The organism is Acidithiobacillus ferridurans (assembly GCF_003966655.1).
GTDB classification, from domain to species: Bacteria; Pseudomonadota; Gammaproteobacteria; order Acidithiobacillales; family Acidithiobacillaceae; genus Acidithiobacillus; species Acidithiobacillus ferridurans.
The window spans coordinates 513,369-531,878 of record NZ_AP018795.1; the positions used below are offsets into that span (position 1 = coordinate 513,369).

The following is an 18,510-nucleotide window of genomic DNA, read 5'->3' on the forward strand; positions in this document are numbered from 1 at the left end:
TTATACAGAGAGAAAGCCGGACGGCCGCGAAATGCGGCCGTCTTCCTGAATCATGACGGATTGCAGCAATCAGCAGCCGCCAAAACCATCAGCCGTCATCTTTGCTTCGAATGCCGCCAAAGCATCGGCACCCGTCTTCAGTTCACCGGCATCACCTGCAAAATCAGCGGGCGTCAGCTTGGCAATCCAGCCGCTTCCATAGGGATCCTTGTTGATGAGGCCCGGCTCTTTGGCCACATCGTCATTGCTCGACACCACCGTACCGCTGACGGGGCTCTTCAACGGGCCAACCCACTTGCCGGACTCCACCGTTGCTGCGGACTTGTCCTTCTTGATCTCCTTGCCAGCGCCCTTGGGTGTATAAGAAACGATCTGTCCAGCCAACGCACAGGCATAGGAGGTCATGCCGATGGTCACAGTGCCATCGTCTTCCTTGCGCAGCCACACGTTATTCTCGACGTTGTACAGCAGATCTTCGGGGATTTCACAGCCACGTACAGTTCCCATCATTTTCTCCTTTGGTTTGCATTTCCAGTAAACAGACCCCGCTGCCAAGCAGGATTTTAAAAAAACAGCAGTCGGTCAACCGACAGAATCAGATCGGCTAGATCACCGGCGGACGCCACCGCGTCCACTTCATCGATCAGGTTGTCGGCCTCGATCTCATAGCCGGGAAGCGCCGGTCGACAGACCTGGATTTCCACTCCGGCATTTTTTGCGTCACGAATGAAGTCGATAATCCGCTTGCCGCCAGCCATCGCCGAAAGATTTTCCGCGACGCCCGTCTGCATCAGCCGGACCGCTTCCATCGTGCAAAAAATCTTAACCTCCGCATCCATGGAAGACAACAGGGCACCCAGATAAAACGGCGTCGCACAGCGATGCGCAGTGCTCGGCCCGCTGGTCATGACGATGACTACCGACTTTTCGCCCTGATCTTCCAGATAATGGTCGTCGCTCATCGCATTCCTCGCTCACAATGAATGTCATCACGCAGACAGCGCTGCCGGTACAACTCAAAGGCGGCGTCCCCAGTAGACAGCTTTTTGAGCGCAGCGTCCACCGAAGCCACCGGGCGTACCCGGGCGATCCAGGCTTCGTAGGGTTCGATATTGAGCAGATTGGGATCTTCCAGGACATCTTCGTTGGCCGATTCGATCACGCAATCGAAGACATTCGGAACCGGACCTGCCCATTTTCCGCTCTCGATAGTGGCAACCGGCTTACCCAGCGGACGACGTGTCCCTGGTCGGCGTACCCGGACATGCAGAATTTTTCCGGCAATCGACTGAGATATGTCGGTCATACCCACCGTAAGCGTGCCATCGCCTTCGCGTCGCACCCAGATCTGGCATTCCCGATCGTAATATAATTCGGCGCGGAATTCGCAACCGTTACATTCCATGGCCTTCCCCTGGTGTCAGCGACAGGTAAAAAAAAGCGCCCCGCAAAGGGGCGCTTCCCCATACCATTTCAGATAATGCCCTTGGCGGCAAGAAGATCCATCGAGTCGCTGACATTGTCGGGAATGCCGACCTTGCGCGCAGACAGACCCATGGCCAAACCGAGCAACTGGGTGAAATAAATCACCTTGACACTCGACTTGATGCCGAACTCCGTCTCCGCACGGATCTGATGCATTTCCAGACCGGAATGGCAGGTAGGACATTCGGTGGCGATCACTTCCGCACCGGCATCTTCCGCCGCCTGGAGGATATTCAGCACCAACTGGGTGGAAGTATCCGAATCCGACAACGTATGCGCCCCACCACAACATGCCGTCTTCAAGGGGAAATCCACGCTCACGGCACCGGCCGCTGCGAGCAGGTCATCCATGAAATGCGGCGCATAGCTCGATTCCGAACCGGGACCCTGATCTTTTTCCGGAAAAATCTGCCGGGGACGGGTGTACATGCAACCGTAGTAGTTGGCGATCTTCAGACCGTTGAGACTCTTTTTGACCTTGCTTTTGATACCATCGACGCCCACTTCCTCCATGAACCATTCCAGCGCGTGCAGGCTGCGCACGTCGCCTTCATAAACAGGGTCACCCGACTTGTTGGCAAGTTCCTGCACCGTCTTCATGGTTTCTTCTGAAGTAGCACATTCATATTCGGTCTGCTTCAGATTACGATAGCAGCCGTTACAAGGCGCCATCACCGTATCACAGCCCTGCAGCTTACTGGCGATGGCCAGATTCCGCGCCGACATATAGGTCTGCAACATGGGATGAATGTTCTTTACCTCCATCGCACCACAGCAGTTGTAGTCCTCGAGGTTTTCCATCTCCAGACCGAGTTCCTTCACCAGAACGCGGGTGGACTTGTCATAGGGTCCGCCGGAACCTTCCAGCGCACAGCCCGGATAATATGCAACCTTAGCCATGATGAGCGGCCTCCTTCTGTGCCTTCACGTATTCAGCGAGGACTTCACCGGTTTTACCCCAGGATTTGGTCTTGGGACGAAACACCACATTCATACCCATTTTGCTCAACTGACCCAAGGGCATGTGCTTGGTCAGGCGTTTGCCAAACTCCACGATCCAGGCCTGGACCAAGGGTTGCCCGCTGCGCTTGAAGAATCCCACCATGACTTCGGTATCTTCGATACGCCCGAATTCGATGCACTCATGGGTGAATTCCTCATCAAAATGCGTCGAAGGCGTTTTCGGGGTCAGGCCGTTCTCTTCCAGCCAATGCGCCGTCGCCTTCATCACCCCCTCAGGACGGACATCCTTGGGACAGATATTGGTGCACTTGTTACACGAAACACACTGCCAGATGATGTCTTTATCCTTCATCAACTCGGCCTTCAGGCCCAAACGAATCAGATAAATCCAGTAACGCGGGTTAAAATCCACATTCTGCGCATACATGGTGCAGGAATTCGTGCAGGAGCCGCACTGCCAGCAACGGTGCACGTTCTCGCCACCGTTGTAACTCTGGATGATCTCTTCAAAATGCTCTTCGTAGTCCGTCAGCGTGCGGGGGGTAATCATGGTGTTCCAGGAACCTGAAACGTCCACCCCGTCTATTACCAGGTGATCGTGCTGCAAAATCCGATCGGGATCGATCAGTGTTTTTTCATGAATAGCCATAGCCGCTCCTATACCCTAATTCATCAATGAATGGCGTCTCTCTTGATGCGAGATCCACCCATCCGCCGGTGTACTTCTACGCCCAGCAATTTACGGATTTGTTCCGTAAAGTCTGTTTGGCCACCAAAATCCGAACGCAAAAAGCCTTCTGCCATAGCGCGCACATATTGTGAATACTGGTAGGCCAGGATGATATCGACCATATATGGCACATCACGATACACCCCCAGTTCCAGCAGCGCTTCCCGCATCCACTGGCGCAGACCCTCGAACATTTCGGGACTTTCTCCGAAAGGGAAAGCCGTCAGGTAGTCACCCCCGCGGATGAATTCCCGCACCGCGCCTGAGGTGGTACCCTGATCCCAGACCCAGCGCGTCATCAGCGGATAGCGTTCGGGATCACTGAAGTGCAGAACCTCAGCCCCCATGTCCCTGATAACGCGTTTTGCCTTTCCTGTAGCAGGCAAAGCCTCTTCAAAACGCGTCATACGCTGCGTCAGATCACCATGGCCCTCCAGCAAATCGCGCATCATTTCACCTACCCGCGCAACACCCTGCTCCTCTATGACGGGCCAGATCTTGCGTCTCGCAGTAAACATCTGCTCCACGAGATGCGCCATCTGTGCTTCCGTCAATGGTCGTTTGTCCTCCAGCAGGAGGCGACGAAAACTCGCCGTCTTCTCTGTCAGGCTACCGACCAGGTTTGCAAGACCCTGCTGTCCCTCGAACGCCTCTTCAAGCTCATAAAAGGATCTGTTGAGCAGCGCCTTATCGAGATCAATCGGCAGCGCGGCGGGAACGATATGTTCGCCGTTCCCGCTGTGGTAGATATCAGCTGGCAATTTTCTGCTGTCCGTAGAGATCGGCCACCGCACGCGCACCAGCAGACTGCCCTTGCGCTATGGAAGAATCGATATCATCCGGGCCGGTCGCCGCACCACACACGTAAATCCCCTTACGGGTCGTACCCTGGCTGTTGGTGTATTGTTCCGCGCGATCGATAAATCCGTGTTTTTCCAGACCAATACCAAAAGTCCTGGCAATTTCCGGGTTCAATGCATTGGGGTCCATACCGATGGCGTGAACGACGATATCCATGGGAATCACAATAGGACGCTTGACCAGGGTATCCTCACCCTTGACCAGCAAACGACCGTCAGGCGACTTGGTGACCTCGGCGATACGCGCCTTGACGAACTTGGTTTTAAACTCTTCCTGACTCTTCCAGTAGAATTTGTCTTCGTAAAGGCCAAAGGTACGGATGTCCATGTAATAAATGAACACATCGGTACTCGGAGAAATTTCCTTGATCTCCATGGCAAGGTTGGTGGAAACGGTGCAGCAGATCTTGGAGCACCATTCACGACCAATCTGACGGTCACGTGAACCGACGCAAAGCAGGATGGCCACGCGCTCTGGAACCCTGCCGTCCGAAGGACAACGAATCTGCCCCGCCGCCACCATCTGCTCCATCTGCGTGGTGGTCAGGACGTCCTCGTAGGTACCGAAGCCCCATTCCGGCTTGTTGATGGAGTCGAAATGGGTGAATCCGGTACCCAGTATGATGGCACCCGCTTCCACCTTGTCGCCGTTGCTCAGGGTGGCCGTAAAGTTACCGGCCTCACCCGCTACCTGGGTGACCTTGGCTGACTTGTGGATGCTGATGTTGCCGTCGCCTTCCACACGGCTGACCATGCGGCCAATGGCATCTTTGGCCCATTCGCCAGAAGGTACCAGCTTGGCGTAACCGGAGATGATGGGCGCCCCACCGAGAATATCTTCCTTCTCGACGATGACGGCCTTCTTCCCCATGGAGGCTATGGTGGCGGCTGCCGACAAGCCTGCTGGACCTGCACCTACGACTAACACTGTATCTTGTGCACTCACTGAACTTTCTCCTTAAGCGCCCGCTTTCATATTGATGTTTTGATTGGTGGCCAGTTCGGGGTTGTAGAGGTATTCCACGTTACCCTGTTCCACCTGCTTGAGATAATCCTGGAAGTCGGCCTTGGCCTTGTCCCAACTGATGCCCATCTTCTCCACCAGGTCTTCACAGGGCGAAGCATGCCACTGCAACTGCACGATCTTGAAGGGATCGGCGCCGCAGGCCAGGGCCGCGAGCTGCACGTCGGCGACAATGGGAATGCTGTAGTTCATGTCGTGGGCCTTGCCGATCCACTGGTTCTTGTCCATGGTGGTGATACAACCAGTATCGATGCCGACCATGACATCGGCGTTGGCTTCTTCCCGGGCGACCTTGATCTTGCGATTCATCGTAAAACTGCGGGTGAACTCGCGTTCGGAAATGATGTGCCGAAAACCGAAGCCGCAGCAGTCGTACCAGGTGGAGTAGTCGATGACCTGGGCGCCCAGGGCCTGGGCGACGGAGGTGCCGACGGCGGTACGATTACCGCCGAGCACCGTGTTGTCGTACACGGCGTCTTCCGCCACCATCTTGTAATAGTGGCAGGCGGCATGGTTGGTGACCCGGATGTTGCTCATGTCGATGGTCTGCAACTCGCTGGCGATACGGTGGCGCATGACGTGCAGCCATTCGCTGTAGTGGACCACCTCCTCGGGGATGACGATCTTGCCGTCCACCAGGCGTCCCAGCTTGCCGAGGATCTTCTTGACCTTCTCCCGCAGTTCGGCGGACTCGATGAGGTATTTGCGGATCTCCTTGTAGTTGCCGAAGGAGGTGCCGCAGTGCACCAGAGGGTAGAAGTGGCCATTCTCGAAGCCATGCTGCTTGCCGGAGACGTAGGCCTGATGGAAGTTGCGCAGGAAGACGGCGGCCAGGGACTCCACGTTGCCGATGCCGGAGCCATGGTAGTTCCAGGCGGTGCAGGAAGTCTGGTCGGTCTCGTCCAGATAGTCCATGCCGAACTTGTTCATAAACCAGAGGATACTGGTGGGATAGCCGGGTATGTTGCCGCACTGCCCGCAACTCTTGTGATGCCAGAATTGATTCGTAGGAATCCGCTTTTTCCAGCCATACAGAGTATCCACTTCAACGGGCTTGTGCTGGTCGGTAAGGCGGTGGACGATGATTTCGCCTTCCTTCTCCAACTGCCACATGTGATCACGGACGTCATCCATCCGCTCGCCCAGATCCATCGTACGCCGGTCGACATGGCTGCGCACCCAGGCCGTTGCCGCTTCGGCTTCGTTCGCCGAAAGATTCGTGTCCTGAAAGAAGGCGCCGTGACCCGCCACGCCTTGCTGTGTGCTGTTGTCGCTCATGATGGTCTCCTCAGTCCTTGTCGTTCTGGCTCTCGAGCCAGTCTTCATAGTCTTCACGTTTCTCGTCAATGAAGTCCTCAATGACGTCGAAAAGGTTTTCATCCATGGTTTCCAATGACTTCAGCACGCCCGTCATTTCCCAGATGGTGTACATCTCGACGGAGGTTTTTAGCGACACTTCCCACGCCGTTTCCACGGTTTGCAAGGTGCGCACCGGAATGGCTTTACGCAGTATGCGCAAGTCGCCTTCCACCTTCTGAATATTGGGACCCCAGTCGGGGAAGTGATCGGGCTGGATCATGTCGGGGGACAACTGATTGCCCGTGGTGATCAGCTTGAGCATGACGCGCCCGAAAGGTCGCAACACATCTTTGGCCGACTGCATGCCATGGCGGATGGACACTTCGCGCATGATCATGACCAGCCCACCGGGAGAATTCTTGAAAGGACAGCGTGCGGCACAGGTCATACACTGCGCACAGGCCCAGATTTTCTCCTGCATCGCGTCGTAGATCTGCTCGACATTTTCGGTCCACAACAACTGTACAATCTCGCGCGGGCTATAGTCATAGAACTGCGCAGACGGGCAGGTGGCCGTGCAGATGCCACAATTCAAACATCCATTGAGTTCGTGGTCATAACGAAAATCCGCACGGATTTCGTCGAACATCTCCCTCATTTCAGCGTAAGTCGCCATTTACTCGCTCCTCGCTAGCAATAAATACGTCGTACCTGTTGACACCCGCAGTGCAGCCCGACAGTTCACATGAAGAGCGTGATATCAGACTCTCCGGCGAACTCAAAGAACGAGGCAGCACCACCGAGTTCAATGCCGTCAATGAAATCCGCGGTGTCAAACTCGAAAAGATCAACGGTCATCTGGCAGGCGATCATCCGTACTTCTGCTTCAACACAGAGCTCACGAAGTTCTTCCAGACTGGCTACACCCTTTGCCTTCATTTTGCTCTTCATCATGGAGGTAGCCATCCCTTCCATGCCGGGGAGCACCATCATCAGTGTCGGCATTGGTATCGGCATGGGCATTGCGGGATTCCCGAGCGGACTCACGCGCAGATGGCTCAAATCCTTCTTCAACAACTGCAGGCCGTAGAAGGTGAAAAATATTTCAACCCCATAGCCGAGCGCCGCTGCGGTAGATGCCAGGATGAAGGGCGGATAACCCCAATCCAGCGTGCCTTTCGTAGCGATAATCGCCAATTTTTTCTCGTCCATTATTTATTACTCCCGGTCGGGCTCGCAGCCCGGCTGTGATAAATTAAGCCTTCTGGATGAAGAAGATGAACTCCCCAGCAGCTTCCGCCTGTTCCAACAGGGGATTCTTGGTCTGCTTGGCGAACGCTTCAAAATCCTTCACCGCGCCAGGGTCGGTGGCGACGACCTTCAGGACCTGGCCAGCGGTCAATTCCCCAAGCGCCTTCTTGGTGCGGAGAATCGGCAGCGGGCAATTCAGTCCGCGCGCGTCGAGTACTTTGTCTTCTTGTACCATGGGTTAACCTCCTCGGTTATGATGTCTGAAAAACTACCTGCAAGACTCTATCAGGAAAAGTATGAACAGCAAGGCAAATATTTTGATTTGATGATTAAGCACCCCTATTTTAGAGTATCCTTATCAACTGGACAACTGGACCAAGGGGAATCCCCGGTTGACCCAGGCGGAGATTCCGCCACGCAAATTAAGCACTTGGCCGAAGCCTTGGGACGCCGCGAAAGCCGCCGCCTGCGCCGAACGCCCGCCGCTCAGGCAGTAAAAAACGAGCGGTTGCGATTTATCCATCTGCTGCACGGACATGGGAAGCAGGTGCAGCGGCAGGTGCCTGGCACCATCGATGACGCCCCGCGCCACTTCGCCGGGCGAGCGCACGTCAATCAGCGTAAACGCCTCCCCCCGTTCTCGTAAGGCATTGAGCTGATCCGCAGTGATTTCCTGAAATCCGTACATGTGCCACTCGCTTGCATGAAAGAAAATTGACCGGGGATTTTACACGAAACGCCCGGCAGGCTAACCCCCAAGCCGCATCATGAACACTCTGGCGGAACGGTTGGGGTCATTTACAAAGTGATGGTGCTCCGGCTTGTCGCGCCAGATCCCTTGGATAATAGCCTCCGCGATCTGTCCATCACTGGCTGCTCCACGTAGGAGGGGTAAAAGTTCCAGCCCCCCGTCCTGCCCCAGACAATACACCAGACGCCCCGTTGCAGTGAGGCGTACACGGTTGCAGGTTGCGCAGAAATCGCTGCTGATGGGCGTAATGAAGCCCACCTGGGAGCGCACCGCGGGGAGCTGATAGAGGCGCGCCGGACCATTATCTGCCGGTCGGACCACGGGTTGCAACGGACCGAAGTGCCGCTCGATAACCTGCTGCGCCTCGGCAGCGCTCAAGAATTGCGTCTCCCGGGCATCCGCCCCCGCTTCACCGAGCGGCATGGCCTCGATGAAGCGGATATCGACACCACGCTGTATCGCATACTCCAGCAGCGCTGGCAGGCTATCCCCATTATCCTGGCGCAGCAGAACGACGTTGAGTTTTATCCGCGGAATCTTTGCCCGTATCGCCGCATCGATGCCTTCCAGTACACGGCGCACGTCACCACCACGGGTCACCCGTGCGAAAACCTCGGGGTCCAGACTGTCGAGACTGACATTCAGGTTGTTGACGCCCATCTGTTTCAGAGCGTCGGCGCGCCGCCCCAGCAGCACTCCATTAGTGCTGATGCTGATCTTGCCTACACCGTGACGCCGTGCGAAGCCGACGAAAGACAGAATCTGTGGATGAAGAAGTGGCTCGCCACCCGTAAAACGTATATGGCGGACGCCGAGTCCGCTGAAAATGCGGATCAGGCGGTCATATTCTTCCGCCTGTAGATGGTCTTTCCGCACGAAGAAGGGTGTCCCCTCCTCGGGAGAACAGTAGCTACACCGGAAATTGCAGTGCTCCGTCACCGAGATGCGCAGATAGGATACGCGCCGACCGAACTGGTCCGTCAACGCAGCCTCCTGCGCCGGTTCTGCAACTAAAACTAATCCCTGCGGCATGCCGTCTGCTCCCTGGGAACCTTACCCTAAGGGGGCTATACTAGACCTCTTTTAAGACTGTGTTCAACTCTGCCGGCACCCATGACAGAGATGTGCTGCACCAACCCCTGGGTCGCCGGTTACAGAACAACCGGGAGGTTAGCCCGGATTTGTGACAACGCAAGTCAACGTTTTTAATTTTACAATAAGTAGTGTTTATTTGCTTTGTATCCGGCGCGGTGATTAGTTTAGGGGCGCACAAGCCAAGGAGATCCATACATGATTCGCAATGATTTCAAAGAACATTCGCGCATTACCGTCACCTGGAGGGATAAGGACGGCAAGCTGCGGCCTGGCAACTTTTATGTCTACGCCCTTCTCAAGGACGCCATGATCGTACGCGCCACCGACAAGGACGGCCTGCTGCGCAAACTCCCTTTCAGCGATGTACTGCGCGTGGTGAAGTTTCAGGACGTGGCACCACAGGACCGGTACATGATCCCCGAAGACATCCTGAAGGAAGCGAGTTGGAAGGACCGGGATGTGATGATGCGCTACAGCTCCTCGCCACACCGCGGCAAGTAGCTATCAGCGGACTGGCGGGCAGGACGCGGGGATTCTCTCCCAAACGCCCGTCTTGCCGCCCTCTTTCCGCAAGAGGCCGATATTTTGCAGCAGCATCCCGCGATCAATAGCCTTGCACATATCGTAAATAGTGAGCAATCCCACGGAAACAGCCGTGAGCGCCTCCATTTCGATGCCCGTCTGGCCGACACAGCGCACTTCTGCGCGGCAGACAATCCGCGCAGGATCGTAAGCAGGGGTTAATTCGACCTCGACACCGGTGAGGAGCAAGGGGTGTGCCAGAGGAATCAACTCCCAGGTCCTTTTGGTGGCTTGTATGGCCGCGATGCGCGCGACTCCCAGGACGTCGCCCTTTCCCATTCGCCCAGAGACAATGCGTTCCAGGGTGGAATCCGCCATCAGAATTTCGCCTGCCGCCAACGCAACCCTGGTCGTCACCGCCTTGGTACCGACATCGACCATGTGCGCATCTCCTTGTTCATTGAAATGATTGACGGTATCTGGATTTGACATGAATCGGGGACTCCTTTTCGTAAGGGACCGAAAAAACACGCACCACGCAGGACCACCGTCCATGAGCATTCCAGAATGGCCGTAAACGATTCTCCGTTCTTTTGCTATCCCCGCGCAAGCCGGACGTTTGGCATCATGGCGTTGGTCTCGGCCGTTCCTCATGATAGACTGCCCGATGCACATGGCTTGTTGCGGATGCAGTAATTTTTCTGCTCCCTCGAAGCGCCTCCATCCATTTCCAGCAAGGCTTCTAACTTGATGATATTTAAACGAATTCTTGGCCTTTTCTCCACCGACCTGGCCGTAGACCTGGGTACCGCCAACACCCTGATTTACGTGCGCGGTAAGGGTATTGTGCTCTCCGAGCCCTCCGTGGTAGCCATCCACACCGGACGGAATGGGGCTATCAGCCGACAGATGCACGTCGGAGAGGAAGCCAAACGTATGCTGGGCCGCACACCGTCCAATATTACGGCTGTCCGGCCGCTGAAAGACGGTGTGATTGCCGATTTCCAGATTACCGAGGCCATGCTCAAGCACTTCATCAAACGGGTGCATCATCAACGTTTCCTCAGTCCCAGCCCGCGGATTATCGTCTGTGTGCCCTATGGTGCAACACAAGTGGAACGACGCGCCATCCGTGAATCGGCGATGAGTGCGGGTGCGCGCGAAGTGCATCTGATCGAGGAGCCGATGGCTGCCGCCATCGGCGCCGGAATGCCGGTTGCGGAGCCCACCGGCTCCATGGTGGTGGACATTGGCGGCGGCACAACCGAAGTCGGCGTCATCGCACTGGGCGGGGTGGTCTACTCCCAGAGTGTGCGGGTAGGCGGCGACAAAATGGACGAGGCGATCGTCAACTATATCCGGCGCAATTACGGTATGCTGATTGGCGAGACGACTGCCGAAGAGATCAAGAAGAAGGTTGGCTGCGCTTATCCCGGTCAGGAAGTGCTCAGTATGGAAGTGCGCGGCCGCAATCTCGCCGAAGGCGTTCCCCGAACATTCACGATTACCAGCAATGAAATCCTCGAAGCCCTTCAGGAACCATTAGGCGCCATTGTCGGTGCCATCAGACTGGCCCTGGAGCAAACCCCCCCGAACTCGCAGGCGATATCGCTGAACGGGGCATGGTATTGACGGGTGGCGGCGCCCTCCTTCGCGATCTGGATCGACTGATCATGGAGGAAACCGCGCTACCGGTCATCGTTGCGGAGGATCCATTGACCTGCGTGGCGCGGGGCAGCGGCCGGGCGCTTGAAGAACTGGAGTTGCTGGGTGAGGTATTTGCGGACGATTAAGCCTTCGGCTGCCACGAACTACTATGCCTGCATTGTTTTTCCCCCGCCGCTACCCGCCGCTCCTTCGCGTAGCGGTGCTGGTTTTGTTGACGGTATTCGTCTCGGTATCCAGCGAAAAACACCCCAACATAGGAAACGTTTCTTTGACCATAGCTTATCCTGTGCAGTGGATCAGCGTGCAGGGGGCACGTCTCTGGCGGCAGACCGACCATTACCTGCAAAGCCGTGCCGCGCTAAAATCCGAAAACGTCCGGCTACGCGCCGAACTCGTCCGTGCGCAGCCCAAGTTATTGGAAGCAGGTATTCTGCGTGACGAAAACCGTCAACTTCTCGCATTGCTCGACAGCATCCCCCACCCGCCCGGGAAGGTGGCCGTAGCGCAGGTTATCGCCCAAAACTTTGCACCAGGCAGCCAGTTGTTGGTCGCCAACCTCGGTTCGCGTGCGGGGGTCTTTGTCGGACAACCGGTCCTCGCTGCCGGCGGAGTGGCGGGTCAGGTGGTCCGCGTCTCCCCCGAGAGCAGCCAGGTGGCGCTGCTATCCGACCTGGACAGCAGCATCCCCGTAAAGCCCGCAGGCTCGGACACCCCATTGTTGGTGGATGGCACGGGGAACCTGGACAGTCTTACGGTACCCTTTCAACCGCGCAACACCCCCCTGAAGGTCGGCGACAAGCTCGTCACCTCGGGTCTGGGTGGGCGTTACCCGGCGGGGCTGAATGTCGGTACGATTTCCGCAGTCATCCACAATGGTGACCAACCCTTTGCACGGATCGCGGTACGACCGGCCGTTCACCTGGGGCGATTGGGCACTGTGCTCATGCTCTGGGATAGCCCAGCCTCGCAGCCCGCAGCAGCGCCATGATCGCCGTCGTAATCGTTCTCGGTTTTTTCTTCGCGCTCACGGCGGAAGCCGTTCCCTGCGGCCCGTTTTACGCACTGCTCCACCCGGATTTTGTTGCCCTGCTACTGCTCTACTGGGCCATCAGCAGTGCTTCTGAACTGAGCTTTACCGTAGTCTGGCTGATCGGGCTGCTTCAGGATATGGTACTTGGCGATGTGCTGGGAGCCCAGGCGATCGCCGGGGTCGTCATGATTTATCTGCTCTACACCGGTATTGCCAGGGTTCGCAGTCTGGCGTCCTGGGAGCAGCTCTTCTTCATATTCGTGTTACTGCTGGCCCACCGGTTGCTGGTCTGGTTGTGGCAGGCCTGGGCAGGCACCGTCACATGGCATTTTTCGCTGCTTTTAGGGCCGCTGATCGGCGCCCTGCTGTGGCCGCTTTTTGCGTTGACACTCGATTATCTGCGTCACGCATTGCGCCTGAACCACACATGAACGCAGTACAGCCCGCCCGGGAACATCGGCAATTCACCCGCCGACTGCTGGGCGCGGCGGGATTGATCACGGTGCTTACGGCGCTGCTGGCCATACAGATATTCCGGCTGCAGGTCTGGGATCACGATCTCTATGCCACCCAATCCACCCATAACACCATTGTGCTGCTGCCCATCGCCCCCCAGCGGGGGCTGATTCTTGACCGGCATGGGCAGATACTCGCCGATGATCAGACCGGCTTCGCCCTAACGATCACGCCGAACAAAACCATGCACCCGGAGGAAACCATCCAGCGCCTGCGGCGGATATTGCCCGTCAGCGCAGAGGACCAGCAACGCTTCAACCGCGATCTATTACATGCGCGTCCCTATCAGCCCATTCTTCTGCGTGGCAATCTGAGTCCCGGGGAGTTGGCCGCATTTGCCGTGCAGCGCCATCAATTTCCGGGGGTGGACATACAAACCCGGATCAAACGCCACTATCCATATGGTTCACTTTTCGCCCATGCAGTGGGCTATATGGGCCGCCTGACCCCAGCAGAAATCCGCGAGGAGCAGATGGCGGACTACGCGGGGCTGGACAGCATCGGCAAAAGCGGCCTTGAGGCGCAGTATGAAACCCTGCTGAAAGGGCAGCCGGGCGACCAGGAGGTAGAGGTCGACGCACGCGGACATACATTACGCACACGCTTGCGCAACCCGCCCCGGCGGGGCGTAACCATCCGAACGACTCTGGATCTTGCGGTGCAGCAGGCCGCCGCCAAGGCCATGATGGGCCAGCAGGGCGCCGTAGTGGCGCTGGATCCGCGGAATGGTGACGTACTCGCCGCTTATTCGGCCCCCGCGTTCGATCCAAATGCTTTCGTAGATGGCCTGAGCACCGCCGTATGGAGCAGCCTGCGGGACGATCCCGGCATGCCCATGGCCAACCGCTTTCTGCGGGGCAGTTATCCTCCGGGCTCCACCATCAAACCTTTTGTGGCACTCAGCGCCCTGCATGACAAGGCCGTCGCCGCTGATCAGCGGCTCGCTGGCGGCGCTTACTACCAGATTCCCGGCACCAAACACAAATATTACGACTGGAAACCCGGTGGTCATGGTGCGCAAAATCTGCGCGAAGCCATTCGCGATTCCAATGATGTGTATTTTTACCAGATTGCCATGCGTCTTGGCGCAATCCAGCTCGGCAACGGTCTCGCGCATTTTGGCTTTGGTCAGCGCAGTGGAGTGGATTTACCTGGGGAATCCGCGGGTGTGATCCCCTCTCCGCTCTGGCTACGTCGGCGCTACGGCCAGACCTGGTATCAGGGACAGACCGTGATAATGGGAATAGGACAGGGTTATCTGCTGAGCACCCCACTCCAGTTGGCACGTGCCACAGCGAGCATCGCCAATGGTGGCAGACTGGTTATTCCGCATATGAAACAATCATCCGGCAGTGCCACGCAACCCCTGGATTTTTCACCAGAGGACATTGCCGTCATTCAGGGTGCGATGCGTGACGCGGTGACTTCGGGGACCGGCAAATCACTGGCCAACGACCTCCATGCCATTGCCGGCAAAACCGGCACTGCCCAGGTGCACCATGCGCAGCGTAATGATTCCGGTCGGGTGTTGCACGATACGATTCGACTTTGGCAGGATCACGCACTCTTCATCGCCTATGCGCCGGCTGACCATCCGCGCATCGCCGTGGCGGTAGTGGTCGAACATGGCGGCCATGGAGGCAGCACTGCCGGGCCTGTCGCGAGAGCGGTTATCGACGCCTACCTCAATACATTGACGACACCGGAGGTCAATTCATGAGCTGGCACCTACGCTTGCCGAAGCCCCTGCAGAAACTGGATCCGGCAATCATGACGGGGGTGGTAATGCTCATGCTCATCAGCCTCGCGGTGATCTACAGTGGCAGCCAGGAAAGTATCCGCGTAGTGCTTGCCCAGCTTTTGCGATTCGCGATCGGCATCATCGTCCTCGTTCTCGTTGCCAATACACCGCCGGAGCGTATTCGCGCCTGGGCACCCGTCTTGTACGCTACGGGCATCTTCTTACTGGTCATCACACTCGTGGCCGGCAAAGCCAATCTCGGCGCACGCCGCTGGCTGGGCGTCGGCCCGCTGACCTTTCAGCCCTCGGAGCTCATGAAGCTTGCCCTGCCTCTGTTCCTCGCCTATTACTATTCGCAACGGGAAAATGTTCGCCACTGGCTTTCTGCCGTCACCGGATTTGTGCTGATTGCTATCCCCTTTCTGCTCATCGCCAAGGAACCAGATCTGGGTACGGCGGCGCAAATTGGCGCTGCCGGGGTCTTCATGATGTGGCTGGCGGGTGTGCGCCGGCGATGGTTTATCGCGCTGATCATTCTAGCCGCCATCAGTGGGCCGGTACTCTGGCATTTTCTGCATGGATACCAAAAAGAACGCATACTGACCTTTCTCGATCCTCAGCGCGACCCCCTGGGCGCCGGTTATCACATCATCCAGAGCATGATCGCCGTGGGTTCGGGAGGATTCTGGGGGAAGGGCTGGTTCAACGGTACCCAGGTCAACCTCGATTTCCTGCCGGAAGCCCAGACCGACTTCGTTTTTGCGGGGTTTGCCGAGGAGTTTGGTCTGGTCGGCGTCCTGCTCCTCATCTCTACTTACCTGCTCATCGTCCTGCGCGGGCTGGTCATTGCCTACGAAAGCCGTGACGCCTTCGGCCGTCTCATTGCCGGCACCCTGAGTCTGACGTTTTTTCTTTATATTTTCATAAATATGGGTATGACCACCGGCATTCTTCCGGTAGTCGGAGTGCCGCTGCCGCTGGTAAGCTATGGTGGGACCGCCATGCTGACTTTCATGGTCGGACTGGGCATATTGATGTCGGTCCACGCCCATCCACGCATCCACGAATGATAGGATTTCTCCGTCCAATGGCATGGGGTACCAAGTATTGCCCGCCGTTCCCAAGCATGATTTTCTCCGCAGGCGTCGCTATAATCCCGGACTTGCCCAATCCCCCTGAACTCCAACCAGCGTTTACCACTGAGGTCTCTTCATGATTGCCCGTACTTCCCTGATCACCCGGATACTCTTCCTGTTGGCCGGCTTCTGTTTCACCCCCTGGGCATCCGCTGCCACCCCCACACCCATGTTGCCCACACCGCCAGCCCCGGCACTGCCTGCCATCGTCAGCTATACGCTGATGGACTACGATACCGGTCAGATCATCGCCGCCAAAAGTGAAAACCTGCACCGCGCGCCGGCCAGTCTCACCAAACTCATGACAGCCTATCTGACCTATCAGGCCATTCAGGGCGGCACCCTGACCGCACAGGAAAACATCCACATCTCCAAGACCGCCTGGAAAACGGGGGGTTCCAGCATGTTCGTCCAGCCCAATGTCCCGGCGAATGTCGACCAATTACTGCATGGGCTACTGATCGATTCCGGGAACGATGCGGCGGTCGCACTTGCCGAGGCGGTGGGCGGCAGCCAGTCTGGTTTCGTCACGCTGATGAACGATTCGGCTCTGCGCCTCCATCTGCACAACACCCATTACAGCAATGTCGACGGTCTGCCGGACAGCAATCTCTATACTACCGCACTGGATGTCGCCAAGCTGTCGCGCGCTCTCATCCGGCAGTTCCCGCAAGTGATCCAGATCACCAAGGAAAAGTCGTATACCTACAACGGCATTACCCAGCGGAGCTGGAACCCCGTGCTTTTCCGTGACCCAACGGTGGATGGACTGAAAACCGGCCTGACCGATGCTTCGGGTTATTGTATCGATGCCACCGCCATACGAAATGGCCGCCGCCTCATCGCCGTCGTTCTTGGCGGGCCGAGTTGGGCTGGCAGCACCAACGCCGTTGAAGCCCTGCTGGATTACGGATACCGCTTTTTCGTCAACCATCCGGTGTATACCGCCGGAGAAAAGGTCAGCGAAATCAGCCGCAGCGATTTATCGCCGATGCCTATCCCCGTGGGGGTCGAACAGAACGTAGACATTACAGTTCCGAAAGGACGGTTTTCCAGTCTACAGCGCGTGGTCGAGATTGCACCCCATCTTCAGGTACCGATGAAGAAAGGTACGGTCGTCGGGCGACTGGTCTTCCTGCTGAATGGCAAACCGCTGAAATCTGTACCTGTAGTGACGCAGACTGCGATAGAGAAGGCGGGCTGGATAACGCAAATGTTCCATAAGATCAGAAGCGTGCTGTAAGCGGGCCGCCGAAGCTGCGGCCACCATGCTGATGGCTTCCTGCAGGCTGTACGCAGCTCCGGTCGGGGCTTCACCTCCGGCGGAGGAAGACTTACCATGGCCAACAGGCCCCGCAAAGGCCTGTCACCATTTTAATGGCATTTGTAGGCAGTCCCGGCTGGTCTTCCGGCCCGCGCTTCGGCAGTGCGGTCCCAGAAACAACGGCCCAAGTTTGGGGGAGCCTGTCATGCTCACGGCAAGCCGGCATGGATTGAGTCCTGTCCGACGATGACACGAGGGGGTTACGAGACGCTATGGAAACCGACACCAATCCGGCAAAAGACTTTCCGCACCTGCATCATGTCAAAGCCATCGGTCAGCACGACGATCTGCTCGCCGCGGTGCGTGCAGCGATTGCGCCTCATGCACCGGATTTGCCGGACACGGCGTTCTCCTGCCGGCCCAGCAGCCAGGGAAACTATCAGGCCGTCACGGTGTCCATCGAAGCCAGAAGCCGTGAACACCTGCTCGATATTTATACGTCCGTCAGAGCGATTGACGGCGTGATTCTCTGCTTATGAATGCGCCCATACTCGTTCGTTTCTGGCCGGGGCTGCTGCCTTACTTCACGGTACTGGACGCCATGCGCGAATTCACCCGCCAGAGGGACGCCGACACTCCCGACCAAATGTGGATTCTCCAGCATCCTCCTGTCGTCACCCTCGGTCGCAACGCCGACGCGGCTGATGTCCTGGACCCTGGTCCCATTCCGGTGATTCGCAGTGATCGGGGTGGCAAAGTCACCTATCATGGACCGGGACAATGGGTGGTCTATCTGCTTATCGACCTGCCGCGCATGGGTATCAACGTCCGTACTTTGACCACCGCCATGGAACAGTCCGTCATTCGTCTGCTCCAGCGGCGCGGCATCGAAGCCCATGCGCGGCGCGATGCCCCGGGCGTATACGTGGGTAATGCCAAAATTGCTTCCCTGGGCCTGCGTATTCAGCGCGGTCGCAGTTACCACGGCCTCAGCCTCAACACGGAGATGGATCTGAGTCCGTTCCAGCGTATTCATCCCTGTGGCATGGCGAATCTCGCGGTCACCCAAGTGCACGATCTCTGTCCGGACTGGCCAAGTCACGATGTTGCCGAAGCCCTGATGGCAGAGCTGTCCGTCAGCCTGGACCGCCCCTTAAAAAAAGGAGGGGCATGAA

At 57.2% G+C, this 18,510-nt stretch carries 22 protein-coding genes and 1 pseudogene; 9 read left to right on the forward strand and 14 right to left on the reverse strand.

What is annotated here, in order from left to right; translation table 11 throughout:
* Window positions 1-69: 69 nt before the first annotated feature.
* The 13 genes from AFERRID_RS02550 to moaA all read right to left on the reverse strand — a co-directional run bounded on the left by AFERRID_RS02550 (window position 70) and on the right by moaA (window position 9,395).
* Window positions 70-510 carry a glycine cleavage system protein H gene (locus tag AFERRID_RS02550; protein ID WP_225981811.1) on the reverse strand — a complete coding sequence of 147 codons (441 nt, stop codon included), beginning with the start codon at window positions 508-510 and terminating at the stop codon, window positions 70-72.
* 53 nt (window positions 511-563) lie between these two features.
* A complete protein-coding gene (locus AFERRID_RS02555) occupies window positions 564-962 on the reverse strand; it encodes a DsrE family protein (protein WP_113526486.1) in 399 nt (132 codons plus the stop codon).
* A complete protein-coding gene (locus AFERRID_RS02560) occupies window positions 959-1,405 on the reverse strand; it encodes a glycine cleavage system protein H (RefSeq protein ID WP_113526485.1) in 447 nt (148 codons plus the stop codon). The genes AFERRID_RS02555 and AFERRID_RS02560 overlap by 4 nt, the downstream gene beginning before the upstream one ends.
* Before the next feature lie 68 nt (window positions 1,406-1,473).
* Window positions 1,474-2,385 (reverse strand): CoB--CoM heterodisulfide reductase iron-sulfur subunit B family protein, encoded by a 912-nt coding sequence (locus AFERRID_RS02565; protein WP_012537254.1) that lies wholly within the window; start codon window positions 2,383-2,385, stop codon window positions 1,474-1,476.
* Window positions 2,378-3,097 (reverse strand): 4Fe-4S dicluster domain-containing protein, encoded by a 720-nt coding sequence (locus AFERRID_RS02570; RefSeq protein WP_113526484.1) that lies wholly within the window; start codon window positions 3,095-3,097, stop codon window positions 2,378-2,380. The genes AFERRID_RS02565 and AFERRID_RS02570 overlap by 8 nt, the downstream gene beginning before the upstream one ends.
* A gap of 23 nt (window positions 3,098-3,120) precedes the next feature.
* On the reverse strand, window positions 3,121-3,939 hold the full coding sequence (locus AFERRID_RS02575) for a hypothetical protein (protein WP_113526483.1): 819 nt from the start codon (window positions 3,937-3,939) through the stop codon (window positions 3,121-3,123).
* Window positions 3,929-4,984: a CoB--CoM heterodisulfide reductase iron-sulfur subunit A family protein gene (locus tag AFERRID_RS02580; RefSeq protein ID WP_113526482.1), complete on the reverse strand. Its 1,056-nt coding sequence runs from the start codon at window positions 4,982-4,984 to the stop codon at window positions 3,929-3,931. The genes AFERRID_RS02575 and AFERRID_RS02580 overlap by 11 nt, the downstream gene beginning before the upstream one ends.
* Before the next feature lie 12 nt (window positions 4,985-4,996).
* The gene (locus AFERRID_RS02585) at window positions 4,997-6,340 is read right to left on the reverse strand and encodes a heterodisulfide reductase-related iron-sulfur binding cluster (protein ID WP_113526481.1); all 1,344 of its coding nucleotides are present in this window, start codon (window positions 6,338-6,340) and stop codon (window positions 4,997-4,999) included.
* 10 nt (window positions 6,341-6,350) lie between these two features.
* Entirely contained in the window at window positions 6,351-7,037 is a 687-nt protein-coding gene (locus tag AFERRID_RS02590; protein WP_197722472.1) for a 4Fe-4S dicluster domain-containing protein, read from the reverse strand.
* 65 nt (window positions 7,038-7,102) lie between these two features.
* Window positions 7,103-7,573 (reverse strand): sulfur carrier protein DsrE2, encoded by a 471-nt coding sequence (dsrE2, locus tag AFERRID_RS02595; RefSeq protein ID WP_009562304.1) that lies wholly within the window; start codon window positions 7,571-7,573, stop codon window positions 7,103-7,105.
* 43 nt (window positions 7,574-7,616) lie between these two features.
* A complete protein-coding gene (locus AFERRID_RS02600) occupies window positions 7,617-7,847 on the reverse strand; it encodes a sulfurtransferase TusA family protein (RefSeq protein WP_113526480.1) in 231 nt (76 codons plus the stop codon).
* 123 nt (window positions 7,848-7,970) lie between these two features.
* A complete protein-coding gene (locus AFERRID_RS02605; RefSeq protein WP_113526479.1) occupies window positions 7,971-8,300 on the reverse strand; it encodes a rhodanese-like domain-containing protein in 330 nt (109 codons plus the stop codon).
* Window positions 8,301-8,360: 60 nt separating this feature from the next.
* A complete protein-coding gene (moaA, locus tag AFERRID_RS02610; protein WP_126604315.1) occupies window positions 8,361-9,395 on the reverse strand; it encodes a GTP 3',8-cyclase MoaA in 1,035 nt (344 codons plus the stop codon).
* Window positions 9,396-9,653: 258 nt separating this feature from the next.
* Between moaA and AFERRID_RS02615 the strand changes: the two genes are divergently transcribed.
* Window positions 9,654-9,959, forward strand: coding sequence for a hypothetical protein (locus AFERRID_RS02615; protein ID WP_113526477.1), 306 nt, complete (start codon window positions 9,654-9,656; stop codon window positions 9,957-9,959).
* A gap of 3 nt (window positions 9,960-9,962) precedes the next feature.
* On the opposite strand, the gene moaC is transcribed toward AFERRID_RS02615, so the two are convergent.
* Window positions 9,963-10,472 (reverse strand): cyclic pyranopterin monophosphate synthase MoaC, encoded by a 510-nt coding sequence (gene moaC, locus AFERRID_RS02620; protein WP_126604316.1) that lies wholly within the window; start codon window positions 10,470-10,472, stop codon window positions 9,963-9,965.
* Between the two features lie 258 nt (window positions 10,473-10,730).
* Between moaC and AFERRID_RS02625 the strand changes: the two are divergent.
* The 8 genes and pseudogenes from AFERRID_RS02625 to lipB all read left to right on the forward strand — a co-directional run bounded on the left by AFERRID_RS02625 (window position 10,731) and on the right by lipB (window position 18,509).
* Window positions 10,731-11,773, forward strand: a pseudogene (locus AFERRID_RS02625) (rod shape-determining protein).
* Between the two features lie 23 nt (window positions 11,774-11,796).
* Window positions 11,797-12,636 carry a rod shape-determining protein MreC gene (gene mreC / locus AFERRID_RS02630; protein WP_126604317.1) on the forward strand — a complete coding sequence of 280 codons (840 nt, stop codon included), beginning with the start codon at window positions 11,797-11,799 and terminating at the stop codon, window positions 12,634-12,636.
* Window positions 12,633-13,109 (forward strand): rod shape-determining protein MreD, encoded by a 477-nt coding sequence (mreD, locus tag AFERRID_RS02635; protein WP_113526473.1) that lies wholly within the window; start codon window positions 12,633-12,635, stop codon window positions 13,107-13,109. Before mreC ends, mreD begins: the two co-directional genes overlap by 4 nt.
* Window positions 13,106-14,914: a penicillin-binding protein 2 gene (gene mrdA, locus AFERRID_RS02640; RefSeq protein WP_126604318.1), complete on the forward strand. Its 1,809-nt coding sequence runs from the start codon at window positions 13,106-13,108 to the stop codon at window positions 14,912-14,914. The genes mreD and mrdA overlap by 4 nt, the downstream gene beginning before the upstream one ends.
* On the forward strand, window positions 14,911-16,005 hold the full coding sequence (rodA, locus tag AFERRID_RS02645; RefSeq protein ID WP_113526471.1) for a rod shape-determining protein RodA: 1,095 nt from the start codon (window positions 14,911-14,913) through the stop codon (window positions 16,003-16,005). The genes mrdA and rodA overlap by 4 nt, the downstream gene beginning before the upstream one ends.
* Before the next feature lie 142 nt (window positions 16,006-16,147).
* Window positions 16,148-17,314: a D-alanyl-D-alanine carboxypeptidase family protein gene (locus AFERRID_RS02650; RefSeq protein WP_113526470.1), complete on the forward strand. Its 1,167-nt coding sequence runs from the start codon at window positions 16,148-16,150 to the stop codon at window positions 17,312-17,314.
* A gap of 293 nt (window positions 17,315-17,607) precedes the next feature.
* Window positions 17,608-17,874 (forward strand): YbeD family protein, encoded by a 267-nt coding sequence (locus AFERRID_RS02655; RefSeq protein WP_113526469.1) that lies wholly within the window; start codon window positions 17,608-17,610, stop codon window positions 17,872-17,874.
* On the forward strand, window positions 17,871-18,509 hold the full coding sequence (gene lipB, locus AFERRID_RS02660) for a lipoyl(octanoyl) transferase LipB (RefSeq protein ID WP_113526468.1): 639 nt from the start codon (window positions 17,871-17,873) through the stop codon (window positions 18,507-18,509). The genes AFERRID_RS02655 and lipB overlap by 4 nt, the downstream gene beginning before the upstream one ends.
* The last annotated feature ends 1 nt before the right edge of the window (window position 18,510 follow it).

Coding starts and splice junctions, on each gene's coding strand:
- mreD (WP_113526473.1), top strand. CDS start 12,633: ATGATCGCCGTCGTAATCGTTCTCGGTTTTTTCTTCGCGCTCACGGCG.
- AFERRID_RS02590 (WP_197722472.1), bottom strand. CDS start 7,037: ATGGCGACTTACGCTGAAATGAGGGAGATGTTCGACGAAATCCGTGCG.
- moaC (WP_126604316.1), bottom strand. CDS start 10,472: ATGTCAAATCCAGATACCGTCAATCATTTCAATGAACAAGGAGATGCG.
- AFERRID_RS02555 (WP_113526486.1), bottom strand. CDS start 962: ATGAGCGACGACCATTATCTGGAAGATCAGGGCGAAAAGTCGGTAGTC.
- AFERRID_RS02560 (WP_113526485.1), bottom strand. CDS start 1,405: ATGGAATGTAACGGTTGCGAATTCCGCGCCGAATTATATTACGATCGG.
- AFERRID_RS02615 (WP_113526477.1), top strand. CDS start 9,654: ATGATTCGCAATGATTTCAAAGAACATTCGCGCATTACCGTCACCTGG.
- AFERRID_RS02650 (WP_113526470.1), top strand. CDS start 16,148: ATGATTGCCCGTACTTCCCTGATCACCCGGATACTCTTCCTGTTGGCC.
- AFERRID_RS02585 (WP_113526481.1), bottom strand. CDS start 6,340: ATGAGCGACAACAGCACACAGCAAGGCGTGGCGGGTCACGGCGCCTTC.
- AFERRID_RS02655 (WP_113526469.1), top strand. CDS start 17,608: ATGGAAACCGACACCAATCCGGCAAAAGACTTTCCGCACCTGCATCAT.
- AFERRID_RS02600 (WP_113526480.1), bottom strand. CDS start 7,847: ATGGTACAAGAAGACAAAGTACTCGACGCGCGCGGACTGAATTGCCCG.
- AFERRID_RS02550 (WP_225981811.1), bottom strand. CDS start 510: ATGATGGGAACTGTACGTGGCTGTGAAATCCCCGAAGATCTGCTGTAC.
- AFERRID_RS02565 (WP_012537254.1), bottom strand. CDS start 2,385: ATGGCTAAGGTTGCATATTATCCGGGCTGTGCGCTGGAAGGTTCCGGC.
- rodA (WP_113526471.1), top strand. CDS start 14,911: ATGAGCTGGCACCTACGCTTGCCGAAGCCCCTGCAGAAACTGGATCCG.
- mrdA (WP_126604318.1), top strand. CDS start 13,106: ATGAACGCAGTACAGCCCGCCCGGGAACATCGGCAATTCACCCGCCGA.
- dsrE2 (WP_009562304.1), bottom strand. CDS start 7,573: ATGGACGAGAAAAAATTGGCGATTATCGCTACGAAAGGCACGCTGGAT.
- AFERRID_RS02570 (WP_113526484.1), bottom strand. CDS start 3,097: ATGGCTATTCATGAAAAAACACTGATCGATCCCGATCGGATTTTGCAG.
- mreC (WP_126604317.1), top strand. CDS start 11,797: ATGCCTGCATTGTTTTTCCCCCGCCGCTACCCGCCGCTCCTTCGCGTA.
- lipB (WP_113526468.1), top strand. CDS start 17,871: ATGAATGCGCCCATACTCGTTCGTTTCTGGCCGGGGCTGCTGCCTTAC.
- AFERRID_RS02605 (WP_113526479.1), bottom strand. CDS start 8,300: ATGTACGGATTTCAGGAAATCACTGCGGATCAGCTCAATGCCTTACGA.
- moaA (WP_126604315.1), bottom strand. CDS start 9,395: ATGCCGCAGGGATTAGTTTTAGTTGCAGAACCGGCGCAGGAGGCTGCG.